This window comes from Parafrankia sp. Ea1.12, assembly GCF_900465275.1.
GTDB classification, from domain to species: Bacteria; Actinomycetota; Actinomycetes; order Frankiales; family Frankiaceae; genus Parafrankia; species Parafrankia soli.
Genome location: NZ_UBIZ01000451.1, coordinates 1 through 16,066, shown reverse-complemented (window position 1 = coordinate 16,066; position 16,066 = coordinate 1). Strand labels below are relative to the sequence as shown.

At 74.3% G+C, this 16,066-nt stretch carries 12 protein-coding genes and 1 riboswitch; all 12 genes read left to right on the top strand.

Going from position 1 to position 16,066, the window contains the following annotated elements:
* Positions 1 to 53 precede the first annotated feature (53 nt).
* The gene (locus tag FMEAI12_RS26450; RefSeq protein WP_071063545.1) at positions 54 to 686 is read left to right on the top strand and encodes an FKBP-type peptidyl-prolyl cis-trans isomerase; all 633 of its coding nucleotides are present in this window, start codon (positions 54 to 56) and stop codon (positions 684 to 686) included.
* Between the two features lie 121 nt (positions 687 to 807).
* Positions 808 to 1,908, top strand: a complete 1,101-nt coding sequence (locus FMEAI12_RS26445; protein ID WP_112108223.1) for a YafY family protein — start codon at positions 808 to 810, stop codon at positions 1,906 to 1,908.
* Positions 1,905 to 2,870 (top strand): YafY family protein, encoded by a 966-nt coding sequence (locus tag FMEAI12_RS26440; RefSeq protein ID WP_071063861.1) that lies wholly within the window; start codon positions 1,905 to 1,907, stop codon positions 2,868 to 2,870. Before FMEAI12_RS26445 ends, FMEAI12_RS26440 begins: the two co-directional genes overlap by 4 nt.
* Positions 2,867 to 3,091 carry a hypothetical protein gene (locus FMEAI12_RS26435; RefSeq protein ID WP_071063543.1) on the top strand — a complete coding sequence of 75 codons (225 nt, stop codon included), beginning with the start codon at positions 2,867 to 2,869 and terminating at the stop codon, positions 3,089 to 3,091. The genes FMEAI12_RS26440 and FMEAI12_RS26435 overlap by 4 nt, the downstream gene beginning before the upstream one ends.
* Before the next feature lie 234 nt (positions 3,092 to 3,325).
* Positions 3,326 to 3,613 carry a Sec-independent protein translocase subunit TatA gene (gene tatA, locus FMEAI12_RS26430; protein WP_071063541.1) on the top strand — a complete coding sequence of 96 codons (288 nt, stop codon included), beginning with the start codon at positions 3,326 to 3,328 and terminating at the stop codon, positions 3,611 to 3,613.
* Between the two features lie 293 nt (positions 3,614 to 3,906).
* The gene (gene tatC, locus FMEAI12_RS26425; RefSeq protein ID WP_112108222.1) at positions 3,907 to 4,917 is read left to right on the top strand and encodes a twin-arginine translocase subunit TatC; all 1,011 of its coding nucleotides are present in this window, start codon (positions 3,907 to 3,909) and stop codon (positions 4,915 to 4,917) included.
* Between the two features lie 51 nt (positions 4,918 to 4,968).
* Positions 4,969 to 7,962 carry an RNA helicase gene (locus tag FMEAI12_RS26420; protein ID WP_200835422.1) on the top strand — a complete coding sequence of 998 codons (2,994 nt, stop codon included), beginning with the start codon at positions 4,969 to 4,971 and terminating at the stop codon, positions 7,960 to 7,962.
* Between the two features lie 109 nt (positions 7,963 to 8,071).
* Positions 8,072 to 8,147, top strand: a riboswitch (cobalamin riboswitch).
* A 53-nt stretch (positions 8,148 to 8,200) separates the two neighbouring features.
* Positions 8,201 to 8,443, top strand: a complete 243-nt coding sequence (locus FMEAI12_RS26415) for a CbtB-domain containing protein (RefSeq protein WP_071063537.1) — start codon at positions 8,201 to 8,203, stop codon at positions 8,441 to 8,443.
* Positions 8,444 to 8,492: 49 nt separating this feature from the next.
* Positions 8,493 to 9,293, top strand: coding sequence for a CbtA family protein (locus tag FMEAI12_RS26410; protein ID WP_112108220.1), 801 nt, complete (start codon positions 8,493 to 8,495; stop codon positions 9,291 to 9,293).
* Positions 9,290 to 10,288: a cobalamin biosynthesis protein gene (locus FMEAI12_RS26405; RefSeq protein WP_112108219.1), complete on the top strand. Its 999-nt coding sequence runs from the start codon at positions 9,290 to 9,292 to the stop codon at positions 10,286 to 10,288. The genes FMEAI12_RS26410 and FMEAI12_RS26405 overlap by 4 nt, the downstream gene beginning before the upstream one ends.
* A complete protein-coding gene (locus FMEAI12_RS26400; protein WP_112108229.1) occupies positions 10,285 to 11,832 on the top strand; it encodes a cobyric acid synthase in 1,548 nt (515 codons plus the stop codon). The genes FMEAI12_RS26405 and FMEAI12_RS26400 overlap by 4 nt, the downstream gene beginning before the upstream one ends.
* Positions 11,833 to 15,708 (top strand): cobaltochelatase subunit CobN, encoded by a 3,876-nt coding sequence (gene cobN / locus FMEAI12_RS26395; RefSeq protein WP_200835421.1) that lies wholly within the window; start codon positions 11,833 to 11,835, stop codon positions 15,706 to 15,708. It abuts the gene before it with no gap.
* Positions 15,709 to 16,066 lie beyond the last annotated feature (358 nt).

The following is a 16,066-nucleotide window of genomic DNA, read 5'->3' as shown; positions in this document are numbered from 1 at the left end:
CCCCGCGTGCCGCGGCGGCGGTGCCGCGCAGTATCCAGAGGATCTTTGCTTCCGTGATCTCTTCGCTTCGTGGTGTCATCGCCCGCCGCCGTCACCGGCTGGCCGCCCTCGCCCTCCCCGCCGTCCTGCTGGTGCCGCTCGCCGCGTGCAGCTCGTCGGACACGCCCGACGGGACGGCCGCCGCGCCGGTCCCGTCCGCCGCGCAGGACGCCGGTGCGCGGGCGGGCGGCCCGCCGGCCGTCGAGAACGCCGTGGACCTCACCCAGAAGCCCGTAGCCGCGGCGGGCAGGGGCCTGGCCCCGACCGACCTGGTCACCCAGGATCTGGTGACCGGTGAGGGCGCGGCGGCCAGCGCGACGAGCACCGTCCAGATCCAGTACGTCGGCACCATCTGGAAGACCGGCAAGGAGTTCGACTCGAGCTGGGAGCGGGGCGCCCCGGACACCTTCTCCCTGCTCCGGACGGTCCCCGGCTTCGGTCAGGGCATCGACGGGATGAAGGCGGGCGGCCGCCGGCTGATCGTGATCCCGCCGGAGCTCGGCTACGGGCCGATGGGCGGCCAGCCGCCGATAATCATGGCTGATGACTCGCTGGTGTTCATCGTCGACCTGCTCGAGGTCGTGCCGGCCGGCGCCGAAGAGGGCACGTCGCAGGGCACGGCCGATCCGGGGGCCGGGTCTCTCTGACGCGTCGCGTCGCCGCCCCGGCCGGGTAGGTCCTGGCCGGGGCCACGACGGTCCTCGCCGCCCCGCGGCGGCGGCGGGGCGGTTACCACGTTGACGTCGAGTGCGGCTAGCCTCATCCGATGTGTCCCGCCGACGGCTGGAGCGCCTGCTCAACCTGACGATGTGCCTGATGGCGACATCGCGGTTCCTCACCGTGTCCCAGATCGGGGAGATGGTGGAGGGGTACGACCCGGGGGAGTCGGAGGAGGCGCAGGAGGCCTACCGGCGCATGTTCGAGCGTGACAAGCAGTACCTGCGCGAGCTCGGTATCCCGGTCGAGACCGGCCAGGATTCAGCGTTCAGCGACGAGCTCGGCTACCGCATCCGCCGCGGCGACTACGCGCTCGGGGAGATCTCCCTCGACCCGGACGAGTTCGCGGCGCTCGCGCTGGCCGCCTCGCTGTGGTCGAGCGCGACCCTCGCCGCCCCGGCCGCGAGCGCGCTGCGCAAACTGGCAGCCGCCGGTGCCCCGGTGCGCCCCGCCGGGCTGGGCGGGGACGATCTCCTGGCGGGACCCTCCTCGGCGCTTGGGCCCGGCGGGTTCGAGGGCTTCGAGCCGCGGGTCGACACGGCCGAGCCGGCCTTCGAGGCGGCGCTCGCCGCCGTCCAGGCCGGCCGGGTGGTGCGCTTCCCCTACCGCCGTCCCGGGCAGACCGAGGACACCGAGCGGCACGTGCAGCCGTGGGGGGTGCTGTCCTGGCGGGGCCGCTGGTACCTGGTCGGGCACGACCTGCGGCGGGCCGCGCCACGGGTGTTCCGGCTCTCCAGGGTGACCGGCGGAGTGCGTGCGGTCGGCCCGCCCGGCGCGTTCACGGTCCCCCCCGATGTGGACCTGCGGGCGATGATCTCCTCGACGGAGCCGCCCGAGCACACCCGCAGCGCGTTGCTGCGGGTCCGGCGCGGGTGCGGGCACGCGCTGCGCCGCCGGGCCCGCCCGGCGGAGGCGCCGGGTCCTGACCTGCCCATGAGTCCGGTGCCGGACACCGACCTGCTGAACGTCGACTTCTCCGACGTGGAGCGGTTCGCCCACTGGATCGTCGGCTACGGGCCTGACGTGACCGTCCTCGGTCCCGCGGACCTGCGCGCCGAGGTCATCCGCCGGCTGCGGGCCACCCTGGAAGCCACGGCGCCCGAACGCGGCACCCGGCTCGCCGGATGGCTGGCGAGGACCGGGCCGCGGTGAGCGGCTCCACCGACCGTTTCAGCAGGCTGCTGGCCCTTGTGCCCTGGCTGCGGGCTCATCCCGGCGTGTCACTCGAGGCCGCGGCCGCGGAGTTCGACGTCACGGTGCGCCAGCTGCGCGACGACCTCGACCTGCTGTTCGTCTGCGGGCTGCCCGGCGGCGCGCCCGGCGACCTCATCGACGTCAGCTACTCCGGCGACCAGGTCACCGTCGTTGACCCCCAGACGCTCGACCGCCCGCTGCGGCTGTCTGCGGACGAGGCCACCGCGCTGCTCGTCGCCGCCCGGGCGCTCACCGACGTCCCCGGCCTGGTCGGGCGCGAGGCGCTCGACCAGGCACTGCGCAAGGTCGAGGACGCCGTCGGCAACGAGCCGGCCGGGCATGTGCGCGTCGCGCTCGACACCCACGACGAGGTGCTCGCCATCCTGCAGGGGGCGATCAGGGACCGTCGGCGCGTCCGGTTGCGTTACCTGGTGTGGTCGCGGGACGAGATGACGGTGCGCGACGTCGACCCGATGCGGGTGCTCGTCCGGGACGGGCACTGGTACCTCGAGGGATGGTGCCACCGAGCGTCGGCGGTGCGGCTGTTCCGGCTCGACCGCATCGACGGTCGCGGTGGGGCCGTCGTCCTGGACGTCGTCGCGCAGCCGCCGCCGACCGCGACGCCGCGCGACACCGCGGACGGCGTGTACCGGCCGGGGCCGGACGACATCCCGGTGCGCCTCGACCTGGAGCCGCAGGCCCGCTGGGTCGTCGACTACTACCCCGTCTCCGACGTGTGTGAGCTGCCCGACGGGGGAGTGTCGGTGCTGCTGCGGGTCTCCGAGCCGTCGTGGCTGAACCGGCTGGTCCTGGGCCTGGGTGCGCAGGTGCGGCGGGTCGAGCCGGCCTCGGTGGCCGCGCGGGTCCACGAGCTGGCCGATCGTGCCCTCGCCGCCTACGCCGAGGAGCCCATAGGGTGACCGGTGTGCTGCTGCTGTTCGCTCACCTCGTGCTCACCGTCGGTTCGCTCGGCGTGCTCGTGCTGTGCGCGCTGCGCCTGTGGGGCAAGGTCCGCGCGACGAAGAACGCCGCGATGGACCTCAAGGACCACGCGGCCGAGCTGGCCACGAAGGCCGCGGAGCTGGCGGGGCGGCTGGAGTCGACCGAGGTCTCCAGCCGGCTCGCGAGCCGGGCCGGCTGACCTGCTGACCTGCTGCGCGGTGGGAGCCCTGCTGCGCGGTGGGAGCGCCTTCGGGCCGGACGTGAACCGGACGACAGTCACCATCCGATGTGGTGAGATAGCCGATCATCTCCACGTTGCGTACACGTCACCTGTGGGATACCCGGTTACGGTCTATCCCCTCCTAGGCTGACCGACGTAGCATCGATCGCGCACCGGTCTCCCGACCGGACCGGCAATCGGAGGACGCCTGCCATGCCAAACCTGGGCACGACCGAGATCATCATCATCGCGCTGGTTGTTCTGGTGCTCTTCGGCTCGAAGAAACTGCCAGACGCGGCGCGTTCCTTCGGCCGGTCGCTGCGCATCTTCAAGGCGGAGACGAAGGGCCTGCGCGACGACGACACGAGCGCCGCTCCGGCCGCCCCGGCTCCGGCCGCGCAGCCCGTCGCCCCGCTTCCGATCGAGAGCCGCCCGGCCGCTCCGGCCGCGACCAGTCCGTCGGTCAACGGCGTGGCGCCGGTCGACGCCGAGCGCCGCTGACCGTCCCAACACGGCCCGGGCAGTTGCCCCAGGCCGGCTGACCTGCGGCGGATCGTTCCCACCGCGGGTCGACAGGCCTTCCGCGGGCGGGTCACGTCCATCGCTGACGGCGGTCAGGTGCTCGGGCGCGGCGCGCGCCCGACCGCTGTCGGGGTCGGCTGCGTTCCCGTCCCGAGTACCCGGCGGGGGCACGGCCATGATTGTGGGCCGTTCGCCCACCGCCTGTATTCGTCGTCCCGTCAAGTCGATCGTCCCGATCGAGTGCCGTCCACATCGAGCAGGAGCCTCAGCCCGTGCCACGGTTGCCCAACCCGCGCAGGCTCGCCACGTCTGTGCACCATCGGCGCACACGCACGGTCGAGGACAGTCGGATGCCCCTCACCGAGCACCTGCGCGAGCTGCGGAACCGGCTGGCCAAGGCGCTGATCGCCTTCGCCGTCGCCACGATCGTCTGCTTCATCGTCGAGCCGGATATTTTCCAGTGGCTGATCGATCCGTACTGCGCCCTACCCGCGGACAAGCGCGGTGACTTCAGCGGCGGCGACGGTTCGTGCCGGCTCTACTTCTTCGGCATTCTCGACGCCTTCACGATCCGGCTGAAGATTTCGATGATCTCCGGGGCGGTGTTCTCGGCACCGGTCTGGCTCTACCAGCTCTGGTCCTTCATCACCCCCGGCCTGCACCGCCACGAGCGCCGGTGGTCGCTGACGTTCGTCTGCTCGTCGCTGGTGCTCTTCGCCGCCGGTGGCTTCTTCGCCTACGTCACGCTCGAGACCGGCCTGAACTTCCTGCTCGGCTTCGGCGGCGACGGCCTCGTCAGCATCCTCGACGGCAGCAAGTACCTCAGCTACGTCATCGCGATGCTGCTCGTGTTCGGGCTGTCGTTCGAGGTGCCGCTGCTGGTCACGATGCTGAACCTCGCCGGTCTCGTCACCACGGCGAAGCTGCGGTCCTGGCGGCGGGCCGAGATCTTCCTCGTGTTCGTGTTCGCGGCGGTGGTGACGCCCAGCCAGGACCCGTTCACCATGCTCGCGCTGGGCCTGCCGATGGTCATCCTCTACGAGGTGGCGCTGATCATCGGTTGGCTCAACGACCGGCGCAAGGCCCGCCGGGGGGACACGTCCCCCTACGCCGGCCTGGGCGACGACGAGACCTCCTCCCTCGACTTCGACGAGTCCGCGGGCGAGCGGGTCCCCCCGGCGCCGCGTACCGCCGACCCGCGGGCCACCGCGCAGGGCGACGCGGTCGCGGCCGGAGCCTCCGGCGCCGCGACGGCCGACGGCTCCCACGGCGACATCACCTGACCGGCACAACCCGGGTCCTGCGCTGCTCCCGGGCAGCGTAGGGTGAGCTTCGTGTCCTCCGCGCCCGGAGCCGTCGAGGAGTTCGCGGCCCGGTACCCGTTCGGGCTCGACCCGTTCCAGTCCGAGGCGGTCGCGGCGCTCGCGCAGGGCGAGGGTGTCCTCGTCGCCGCCCCGACGGGCGCCGGCAAGACCGTCGTGGGTGAGTTCGCCGCCCACCTGGCGCTCGCGACCGGCACACGCTGCTTCTACACCACCCCGATCAAGGCCCTGTCCAACCAGAAGTACGCCGACCTGGTCGCCCGGTACGGCGCGGCCTCGATCGGCCTGCTGACCGGCGACACCTCGCGCAACGGGGACGCTCCGGTGGTCGTGATGACCACCGAGGTCCTGCGCAACATGCTCTACACCGAGGCCGCGGGCAGTGCCCGGCTGGACTCCCTCGGCTACGTCGTGATGGACGAGGTCCACTACCTCGCCGATCGCCAGCGCGGAGCCGTCTGGGAAGAGGTGATCATTCACCTGCCCCAGCACGTGCGGCTCGTCTCGCTGTCGGCGACGGTCAGCAACGCGGAGGAGTTCGCCGAGTGGCTGGTCACCGTCCGCGGGCACACCCGGGTGATCGTCAGTGAGCACCGCCCGGTGCCGCTGTTCCAGCACCTCCTCGCGGACCGGACGCTGCACGACCTGTTCGTCGACCAGCCGTCCGGGCTGGATCCGGGCGTTCCGGCGTTCTCGCGTCGCGGCCCGGGGCCGAACGGGCGGGGCACCGCCCCAGGGTCCGTCGGGGGCGCCACCCCGGGCAGTCGGCCCGGCGCCCGTGCCGCTGAAGCCCGTGCCGGTGATATCGCCGGTGCCGGTGCGGCGGCCGGGGGGCGCGCGGTCAACCCGGACCTGCTCCGGCTCGCCCGGGAGGAGTCCCGCGCGGTGTACGAGCGTGGCCGCGGGCCCCGGTCGTCGCGGCCGGGCCGGCCCGGCGACGGGAACGGGGCCGGGAACGGGCGGCGCCGCTCCGGGCCGCCGAACCGGCCCGACGTCATCGTCCGGCTGGACCGTGCCGGCCTGCTGCCCGCGATCCTGTTCGTCTTCAGCCGGGTCGGCTGCGACGCCGCGGTGACGTCCTGCATCCAGGCGGGTCTGCGGCTGACGTCCCCCGACGAGCAGCGCGAGATCCGGGAGCACGTGCGGGCCCGCACGGCCGGGGTGCCCCAGGCCGACCTCGCCGTCCTGGGCTACTGGCAGTGGCTCGAAGGGCTGGAGCGGGGTATCGCCGCGCACCACGCGGGCATGCTCCCCACCTTCAAGGAGGTGGTGGAGGAGCTGTTCGTGCGTGGGCTCGTCCGCGCGGTGTTCGCCACCGAGACCCTGGCGCTCGGGATCAACATGCCCGCGCGCACCGTCGTCCTGGAACGGCTCACCAAGTTCAACGGCCAGACCCGTGCGGACATCACGCCCGGCGAGTACACGCAGCTCACCGGGCGGGCCGGGCGGCGCGGGATCGACGTCGAGGGCCACGCCGTCGTGCTGTGGCAGCCCGGGCTGGACCCGCTCGCCCTCGCCGGCCTGGCCTCGACCCGGACCTATCCGCTGAAGTCGTCGTTCCGACCGTCCTACAACATGGCGGTCAACCTCGTCGGCCGCCTCGGCGCCGAGCGTGCGCGCACCGTCCTGGAGTCGTCGTTCGCCCAGTTCCAGGCGGACAAGGCCGTCGTCGGCATCGCCCGCGCGGTGCGCCGCAACCAGACGGCGATCGAGGAGCTGACCGCCGCCCTCGAATGCGACCGCGGCTCGGTCACCGAGTACGACGGGCTGCGCCGCCAGATCCGGGAGCGCGAGGCCGATCTGTCCCGCGCGGGGACGGTGCGCCGCCAGTCCGAGGTCGCCGCGGCGCTGGCGAAGCTGCGCAGCGGTGACGTGGTGCGCGTGCCGGCCGGGCGGCGCGGCGGGCTTGCCGTGGTGCTCGACGCCGGTGTCGACGAGGGCTCGGCGGAAGGGCCGCGCCCCGTCGTCCTCACCGAGGACCGCCAGGTCCGGCGCCTGTCCATGATTGATTTTCCGGTGGCCGTCGAGCCGCTGGCCCGGGTCCGTATCCCGAAGTCGTTCAACCCCCGCTCGCCGCAGGCGCGCCGCGACCTGGCCTCGTCGCTGCGCAACATCCGGCTGCCGGAGGAGCCCGGCCGCCGCGAGCGGGCGCGTTCGCTGGCCGCGGACGACGCCGAGCTGGCCCGGCTGCGCCGCGCGATGCGGGCCCATCCCGTCCACGACTGCCCGGAGCGGGAGGCGCACCTGCGCTCGGCGGAACGCATCGACCGCCTGCGCCGCGAGACAGCCGGGCTCGAGCGCAAGGTCGAGGGGCGGACGAACACGGTGGCCCGGACCTTCGACCGGGTCCGCGACACGCTCGCCGAGCTCGGTTACCTGGCCGTCGGCGGCGACTCCGTCACCGACGCGGGCGCGATGCTGGCGCGCATCTACACCGAGCAGGATCTGCAGGTCGCGGAATGCCTGCGCACGGGAGTGTGGGAGGGTCTGACCCCACCCGCGCTGGCCGCCGCGGTCTCGACGCTGGTCTTCGAGCCACGCGGTGACGACGTCGCCGCGCCGACGATCCCCGGTGGGGGCGCGCTGCGCGACGCGCTCGCGGACATGGCGGGTGTCTACACCCGGCTGGGCGCCGCGGAGGACCATCACCGGCTCGGGTTCCTGCGCCCGCCCGACCTCGGCTTCGTGGCGGCCGCGCACGGCTGGGCCTGCGGGCGCGGGCTGGAGAAGGTCCTCGAGGACGCCGGCGCGGACCTGACGGCCGGGGACTTCGTCCGCTGGATGCGCCAGCTCATCGACCTGCTGGACCAGATCGCGCAGGTCGCCCCGGTCTACGCGGCGAAGACGGCCGCCAGGCCGTCCCCGGACGGGCACACCCCGGACTCGGACGGAAACACCCCGCAGGCGCACCCCGGCACCGACGGGATCCTCGGCGTCGGCCGGGCCGCCCGGGCGGCGATAGACGCGATCCGCCGCGGCGTGGTCGCCTACTCGATGTCCGTGTGAGACCGGCACGACCTGCCGGGCGATGGGCGGGGATGTGACAGGCGAAACTCGCTGTTGACGGTTCCTTAAGGAACCTCGTAGCCTGTCGAAGCTAGTCGTGATGTTGACAGGAAGCCGGTGAGATACCGGCACGGCCGCGCCACTGTGACCGCTGGAGCATTCCGTTTCCAGTCCGGAAGTCAGACCCGTTTCATCACGAATCCACCAGCCGGACGCGTGATCCCTGGGAGGTCTTCGCATGCCCGACTCCGCTTCTTCTTCGCCCGCCGCCACGCCGCTCGCCGGCGGTACCGCTCGTCCCCTGCCGTTGCCTCTTCCGCTGCGCGACATCGTCCCGTGGGCGGTGCTCGCCGGCGCGCTGATGCTGCTGGGCATCTACTTCGTCGGTTCCGAGGAGGGGGCGTTCTCCCTCATCGGCGGAACCTGGATGCACGAGTTCGTGCACGACGGCCGGCACCTGCTGGGCTTCCCCTGCCACTGACCGCCTGTCCCGGAGGATTCTCTCCGGCCTACGGCGGAGGCCGTTCCACATGATGCGCAGGCTGCTTGTCTTTGGCATGCTCGCAGGTTTCTTCGCCGGTCTGCTGGCTTTCGGGTTCGCGTCGATCACCGGCGAGCCCCAGGTGGACGCCTCGATCGCCATCGAGGAGGCGTCGGCGCCCCCGCCGGCTCCCGGTGAGCACGCCGAGGAGGAGGTCGTCTCCCGGAGCACCCAGAAGGGTCTGGGTCTCGCGGTCGCGACCGGGGTGTACGGCATCGCGATCGGTGGGCTGTTCGCGATCGCGTGCGCGGTCGCCTACGGCCGCATCGGCACCGGCGGGATGCGGCCCACCGCCGCGGTGGTCGCGGTGACCGGCTTCGTCGCGGTGGCCGTGGTGCCGTTCCTGAAGTACCCGGCGAACCCACCGGCGGTCGGCAACCCGGACACGATCGACCGCCGGACCGGCCTCTACGTCGTCATGGTCCTGGTGGCGGTGCTCGCCGCGCTCATCGCGGCCCAGGTCGGGCGCCTGGTGTCGGCCCGTCTCGGCACCTGGAACGCCGCTCTCGCGGCGGCGGCGGTGTTCGCCGTGCTGGTGACCGTGGCCGCGGTCGTCATGCCGGTGATCAACGAGGTGCCGGCGTCCTTCCCGGCCGAGCTGCTGTGGCGGTTCCGGCTGGCCTCGCTGGGCACCCAGGCGGTGCTGTGGGCGACGCTCGGACTGGTGTTCGGGCCCCTCGCCCACCGGGTGCTGAGCCCGGCGCCGGCGCCGGCGCGCCAGGCCGGCACCGTCGCCCGCGCGGACGAGACCCGCGCCTCCAGCCAGGCCACGGCGCCGTCGGCCGGGTGAGCCGCGCCCGCATGGTGGGGCTCGTCCTCGGCGCGGCCCTCGACGCGGTGCTCGCCGACCCTGCCCGTGGCCATCCCGTGGCCGGTTTCGGGCGGGTCGCCGGCGGCCTCGAGCGGGCCGTCCACCGTGACAGCCGGCTGGTCGGCGCGGTGTACGCCACGGTCCTAGTCGCCGGCACGGGCGCCGCGGCCGCCGGCGCGGAACGGGCGCTGGCCGGCCGGCGCCCGGGACGGCGGGCGGCGCTGGCCCGCGCGGGCCTGACCGCCGCCACGACCTGGACGGTGCTCGGCGGCACCTCGCTGCGGCGCCAGGGCCGGGCCCTCGGCGGCGAGCTGGAACGCCGCGACCTGCGCGCGGCCCGGAGGCGGCTGCCGTCGCTGTGCGGGCGGGACCCGTCGGCCCTCGACGCCGGCGGGCTCGCGCGCGCCGGGGTGGAGTCGGTGGCGGAGAACACCTCGGACGCCGTCGTCGCCCCGCTGCTGTGGGGGGCCGTCGCCGGGCTGCCCGGGCTGGTGGCCTACCGCGCGGCGAACACCCTCGACGCGATGGTCGGCTATCGCGACGCCCGGCACGGCCGGTTCGGCTGGGCCGCGGCCCGGACCGACGACGCGGCGAACCTGCTGCCGGCCCGGATGTGCGCGCTGCTCACCTGCGCCTGCGCCCCGGTCGTCGGCGGTTCCCCGGCGGAGGCGTTCCGGGTGATGCGCCGCGACGGCCGATCGCATCCGAGCCCGAACGCGGGCGTGGTCGAGGCCGCGTTCGCCGGTGCGCTCGGCCTGCGTCTCGGTGGTGAGCTGCGGTACCCGCACGGGGTCGAGCACCGTCCCGAGCTGGGGTCCGGGCGTCCGGCCGAAGCCGGCGACCTGGCGGCGGCGGCCCGTCTTTCCGGCGCGGTCAGCGCGGCCTCGGTCGTGGTGTGCGCCGGCGCGGTCGCCGCCCTCGACACGTTGCGGGCGCGCCGGGCGGGCTCCCGCGGCCCGCGGGAGGCGGGATGACGCGCCCGGCCGCGGGCGGGGCACTGCTGGTGGCGGGAACCGCCTCGGACGCGGGCAAGAGCGTCCTGACCGCCGGCCTGTGCCGCTGGCTGGCCCGCGAAGGGGTGCGCGTCGCGCCGTTCAAGGCCCAGAACATGGCGCTGAACTCGGTGGTCACCGCCGACGGCGCCGAGATCGGGCGGGCGCAGGCGATGCAGGCCGCCGCGGCCGGGGTGGAGCCCGAAGCCGCCATGAACCCGGTGCTGCTCAAACCGGGATCGGACCGGCACAGCCAGCTTGTCGTGCTCGGCCGTCCCGTCGCCGAGGTCGACGCGCTCGGGTACCGGCCGCACAAGGAGCGCCTGCTGGGCATCGTCCTGGACTGTCTCGCCGACCTGCGCGGCCGCTTCGACGCGGTGATCTGCGAGGGCGCCGGGTCACCGGCCGAGATCAACCTGCGCGCGACCGACATCGCCAACATGGGCCTGGCCCGGGCGGCGAACCTGCCCGTCCTCGTGGTCGGCGACATCGACCGGGGTGGCGTGTTCGCCGCGCTGTTCGGCACGCTCGCCCTGCTCGACCGGGCCGACCAGGCCCACATCGCCGGCTGGGTGATCAACCGGTTCCGGGGCGACGCGCGGCTGCTCGAACCCGGGCTGCGCCAGCTCGAGGGCCTCACCGGACGTCCCGTCCTCGGCGTGCTGCCGTGGCTGCCCGGCCTGTGGCTGGACGTCGAGGACTCCCTGGACCTGCGCTCCCACCCCGACCCCGAGGCGGACGGGTCGGGCGCGGCCGACACCGGCCCGGACCGGCTGCGCGTCGCCGTCGTCCGCTTCCCCCGGCTGTCCAACATCACCGACCTGGACGCCCTGCGCGCCGAGCCGGGGGTCTCCGTGCGGCTCGCCACCACCCCCGACGAGATCGCCGACGTCGACCTGGTCGTGCTGCCCGGGACCCGTGCCACCGTCTCCGACCTGGCGTGGCTGCGCCGCAGCGGCCTGGCCGGCGCCCTCGCCGCGCGCGCCGCCGCCGGCCTGCCGATCCTCGGCATCTGCGGCGGATACCAGATGCTCGGGGTGCGCATCGAGGACGAGATCGAGTCGGGTGCCGGCGAGGTGCCGGGGCTCGGCCTGCTGCCGCTGGTCACCCGCTTCGCCGCCGACAAGGTCCTCGGCCGCCGCCACGGCGTCAGCGCCGACGGGCATCCGGTGACCGGCTACGAGATCCGCCACGGCCGGCCCACGGTCGACGACGCCCTGCCCGGCACGGGCGGCGCCGCGGAGCCGTTCGCGGTGGACGGGGTGCGCCGCGGCGGCGTGTCCGGCACGAGCTGGCACGGCCTGCTGGAGAACGACGAGTTCCGGCGGGCGTTCCTCACCGGGGTGGCGGCGGCCGCCGGCCGTTCGTTCCACCCCGCCGTCACCTGCTTCGCCGACGTCCGGGCGCGCCGCCTGGACGCCCTCGGCGACCTGGTCGCCGACCATCTCGACATCGCCACGGTGCGCGCGCTGCTCGACCGCGGCGCGCCCGCCGGCCTGCCCTTCGTCCCCCCGGGAGCACCCTGAATGCCGAACACACCGCCGGGCGGCGTCCCGGCCGAGCCGGTGCCGGCCGCTGACCCGGTGCTGGCCCTGGTGTCCACCGCCGACACCGAGCTGCTCGCCGCGCGGGCCAGCGGCGTGCCCTGGCGGGTCGCCAACCCGGCCCGGCTCGACGCGGCGGAGGTGCCGGCGTTCCTCGCCGGGGCCGACGTGGTGGTGGTGCGCCTGCTCGGCGGCGAACGGGCCTGGCCCGAGGGCCTCGCCGCGACGGTGGCGAGCGGGCTGCCGGTCGTCGCCCTCGGCGGCGAGTCGACACCGGACGCGGCGCTGATGGCACGCGGCACCGTTCCGGCCGGCGTCGCCACCGAGGCGCTGGCCTACCTCTCCGAAGGCGGCGTCGGGAACCTCGCCGAGCTCTACCGCTTCCTCTCCGACACGCTGCTGCTCACCGGGCTGGGGTTCGCCCCGCCGGTGGAGCTGCCCGCGCACGGGCCGCACGGCGACCGGGTGGCCAAGCCGGACCGCCCGACCGTCGGTGTCGTGTTCTACCGGGCGCACGCCACCTCCGGGAACACGGCGTTCGTCGACGCGCTGTGCGACGCGCTCGAGGGAGCCGGGGCCAACGCGCGTCCGGTGTTCTGCTCGACGCTGCGGGGCGCCGCGGCCGGCGGTGTGCTCGACGACCTGGCCGGCGTCGACGCGCTCGTGGTGACCGTGCTCGCCGCCGGCGGCACCCGGGCGTCGGACGCGTCCGCCGGCGGCGACGAGGACGCCTGGGACGTCGGCGCGCTCGCCACGCTCGACGTCCCGGTGGTGCAGGGGCTGTGCCTGACCTCGTCACGGGCCGTCTGGGTGGACAGCGACGCCGGTCTGTCGCCGATGGACGCGGCGATGCAGGTCGCCATCCCCGAGTTCGACGGCCGGATCATCACCGTCCCGTTCTCGTTCAAGGAGCAGGGGGCGGACGGCGTCCCGGTGTACGTGGCCGATCCGGAGCGCACCGCCCGGGTCGCCGGGATCGCGTCCCGGCTGGCCGGGCTGCGGCACACCCCGACCGCCGAGAAGAAGATCGCGATTGTGCTCTCGTCGTACCCGACGAAGCACTCGAGGGTCGGTAACGCCGTCGGGCTCGACACCCCGGCGTCGGCCGTGCTGCTGCTCGACGCGCTGCGCGCCGCCGGCTACGACCTCGGCGACGGCTACCCGGGCGAGGACCTCCGCTCCGCCGACGGCGGGCCGGGGGACGTCAGGCCGGACGCCGCGGCCGGGGACGCCCTGATCCACGCCCTGATCGCCGCCGGTGGGCACGACGTCGAGTGGCTGACCGAGGAGCAGCTCGCCGCGGCGCCGGCGCGGGTGCCGGCGTCCACCTACGAGGGATGGTTCGCCCGGCTGCCGGAGTCGCTGCGCGGCGCCATGGCCGAGCACTGGGGCCCACCGCCGGGCTCCCTCTACGTCGACGACGGCGGCCTCGACGACGGCGGCCTGGACGGGACCGGCGCCGGGCGCGGACCGGGCGGGCCGGCGGCGGAGCCGGCGATCGTGCTGGCCGCGCTGCGGTTCGGCAACGTCGTCCTGATGATCCAGCCGCCGCGGGGGTTCGGGGAGAACCCGGTGGCGATCTACCACGACCCGGACCTGCCGCCGTCCCACCACTACCTGGCGGCCTACCGCTGGCTGGACGAGGTCTTCGGCGCGGACGCCGTCATCCACCTCGGCAAGCACGGGACGCTGGAGTGGCTGCCCGGCAAGGGCCTGGGGCTGTCCGCGGGGTGCGCGCCGGACGCCGTCCTCGGCGACCTGCCGTTCGTCTACCCGTTCCTGGTCAACGACCCGGGGGAGGGGACGCAGGCCAAGCGCCGCGCCCACGCCGTGATCGTCGATCATCTCGTACCGCCGATGGCCCGCGCCGACTCCTACGGCGACATGGCCAAGCTGGAGCAGCTCCTCGACGAGTACGCGACGCTCGCCGCGCTCGACCCGGCCAAGCTGCCCGCCGTACGCGCCCAGATCTGGACGCTGATCCAGTCCGCCCAGCTGCACCACGACCTCGGGCAGGCCGACCGTCCCAGCGACGCCGAGTTCGACGACTTCCTGCTGCACGTCGACGGCTACCTCTGCGAGGTCAAGGACACCCAGATCCGCGACGGCCTGCACATCCTCGGGATGGCCCCGGCGGGGGAGGCACGGACGAACCTGGTCACCGCCATCCTGCGCGCCAACCAGATGTGGGCGGGCAGGGCCGGGGCGGTACCCGGGCTGCGCGCGGCACTGGGCCACACCGAGGGCGACACCGAGGCCTCCCGGGCGCGGGTCGACGCGTTCGAGCAGACCGCCCGGTCGCTGGTCGCCGCGCTCGAGGACGCCGGATGGTCGCCGGCCGCCGTCAGCTCCGTGGTGGCCGGGCACCTGATCCCCGCCACCGACGTCGCCTCCCCGCCAGCGGAGGCGCTGGTCGGGGTGCCGGCCGGCGCGCGGGCCGAGGTCGAGCGGGTCCTCACGTTCGCCGCGACCGAGGTCGTTCCCCGCCTCGCCCGCACCCCGGACGAGATCGTCAACACCGTGCGGGCCCTCGACGGGCGGTTCGTCCCGCCCGGCCCGTCCGGCTCGCCGACCCGTGGGCTCGTCAACGTGCTGCCCACCGGGCGCAACTTCGCCTCCGTCGACCCGAAGGCCATCCCGTCCCGGCTCGCCTGGGAGACCGGCCGCGCGCTCGCCGACTCGCTGATCGAGCGCTACCTCGCCGACACCGGCGGCTACCCGGCCTCGGTCGGGCTGACCGTCTGGGGGACGTCGGCGATGCGCACCCAGGGCGACGACATCGCCGAGGTGCTCTGGCTGTTGGGCTGCCGTCCCACCTGGGACGACGCGTCCCGGCGCGTCACCGGCTTCGAGGTCGTCCCGGGCGCGGAGCTCGGGCGTCCGCGGGTGGACGTGGTGGTGCGGATCTCCGGATTCTTCCGGGACGCGTTCCCGCACGTCGTGGCCCTGCTCGACGACGCGGTGCGGGCGGTGGCGGTGCTCGACGAGCCCGACGACGTCAACGCGCTGGCCGCGCACGTCCGGGCCGACCTGGCGGCGCTCGGGGCCGTCCCGACGGTCGGCGGGCGCGGCGGCACCGCCGGCACGGCCGACCCGGCCGCGCTGCGCCGCGCGACGACGCGGATCTTCGGTTCGAAGCCGGGCGCGTACGGAGCCGGCCTGTTGCCGCTGATCGACTCCCGGCAGTGGCGCTCGGATGCCGACCTGGCCGAGGTGTACGCGGTCTGGGGCGGCTACGCCTACGGGCGCGGCCTGGACGGCGCCGAGGCCCGCGCCGACATGGAGACCGCGTTCCGCCGCATCCAGATCGCGGTGAAGAACCAGGACACCCGCGAGCACGACCTCGTCGACTCCGACGACTACTTCCAGTACCACGGTGGGATGGTGGCCGCCGTCCGCGCGCTCACCGGCACGTCGCCGGCCGCCTACGTCGGTGACAGCGCGCTGCCGGACGCCGTCCGCACCCGCACCCTGCAGGAGGAGACCCACCGGGTGTTCCGCGCCCGGGTGGTCAACCCGCGCTGGATCGCGGCGATGCGCCGTCACGGCTACAAGGGCGCGTTCGAGCTGGCCGCGACGGTCGACTACCTCTTCGGCTACGACGCGACCGCCGGTGTCGTGCAGGACTGGATGTACGAGTCGCTGGCCGCCTCCTACGTCTTCGACGCCGAGACCCGCGAGTTCCTGCGGACGTCCAACCCGTGGGCACTGCGCGGCATGACCGAGCGCCTGCTGGAGGCCGCGGAGCGTGGCCTGTGGGAGGCTCCTCAGGAAGCCACGCTGGCCGGCCTGCAGTCCACTTACCTTGAACTGGAAGGTGACCTGGAGGCCGCGGGCGACGGAGAGAGCGCCGGATAAGGCCCACCCGCGCGTGACCGCGGATGCCGGGGACGGGCGGGACGCATGGCCGAGTCGCTGACCGGCGAGGAGATCACGCACTGGCCGTCGTCTTCTTCGGGCCCACCGCCGCCGGCCGGCGTGGCCCCGCAGCGTTGGCGGCCGCGATGGGGCGTGCGGGGCGGAGCTGTGCCGTCGCCGAGTTCGGTTGGCCCGCAGCAGCTGAGCGTACCGCCGACCTCTACGCGAAGGTCACGCGGCGTGATCTCGCAGGAGTGCGCGGATCGAGTCGTCGAGGTGGAACGGGCCGCCGTTCCGGGTGATGATCGCGTCTGGCGCCACGTGTCGAGTGGCTTCGGCGAGGACCTCGGCGGGTCGG

Coding starts and splice junctions, on each gene's coding strand:
- tatA (WP_071063541.1), top strand. CDS start 3,326: ATGCCAAACCTGGGCACGACCGAGATCATCATCATCGCGCTGGTTGTT.
- FMEAI12_RS26415 (WP_071063537.1), top strand. CDS start 8,201: ATGCCCGACTCCGCTTCTTCTTCGCCCGCCGCCACGCCGCTCGCCGGC.
- FMEAI12_RS26410 (WP_112108220.1), top strand. CDS start 8,493: ATGATGCGCAGGCTGCTTGTCTTTGGCATGCTCGCAGGTTTCTTCGCC.
- FMEAI12_RS26400 (WP_112108229.1), top strand. CDS start 10,285: ATGACGCGCCCGGCCGCGGGCGGGGCACTGCTGGTGGCGGGAACCGCC.
- cobN (WP_200835421.1), top strand. CDS start 11,833: ATGCCGAACACACCGCCGGGCGGCGTCCCGGCCGAGCCGGTGCCGGCC.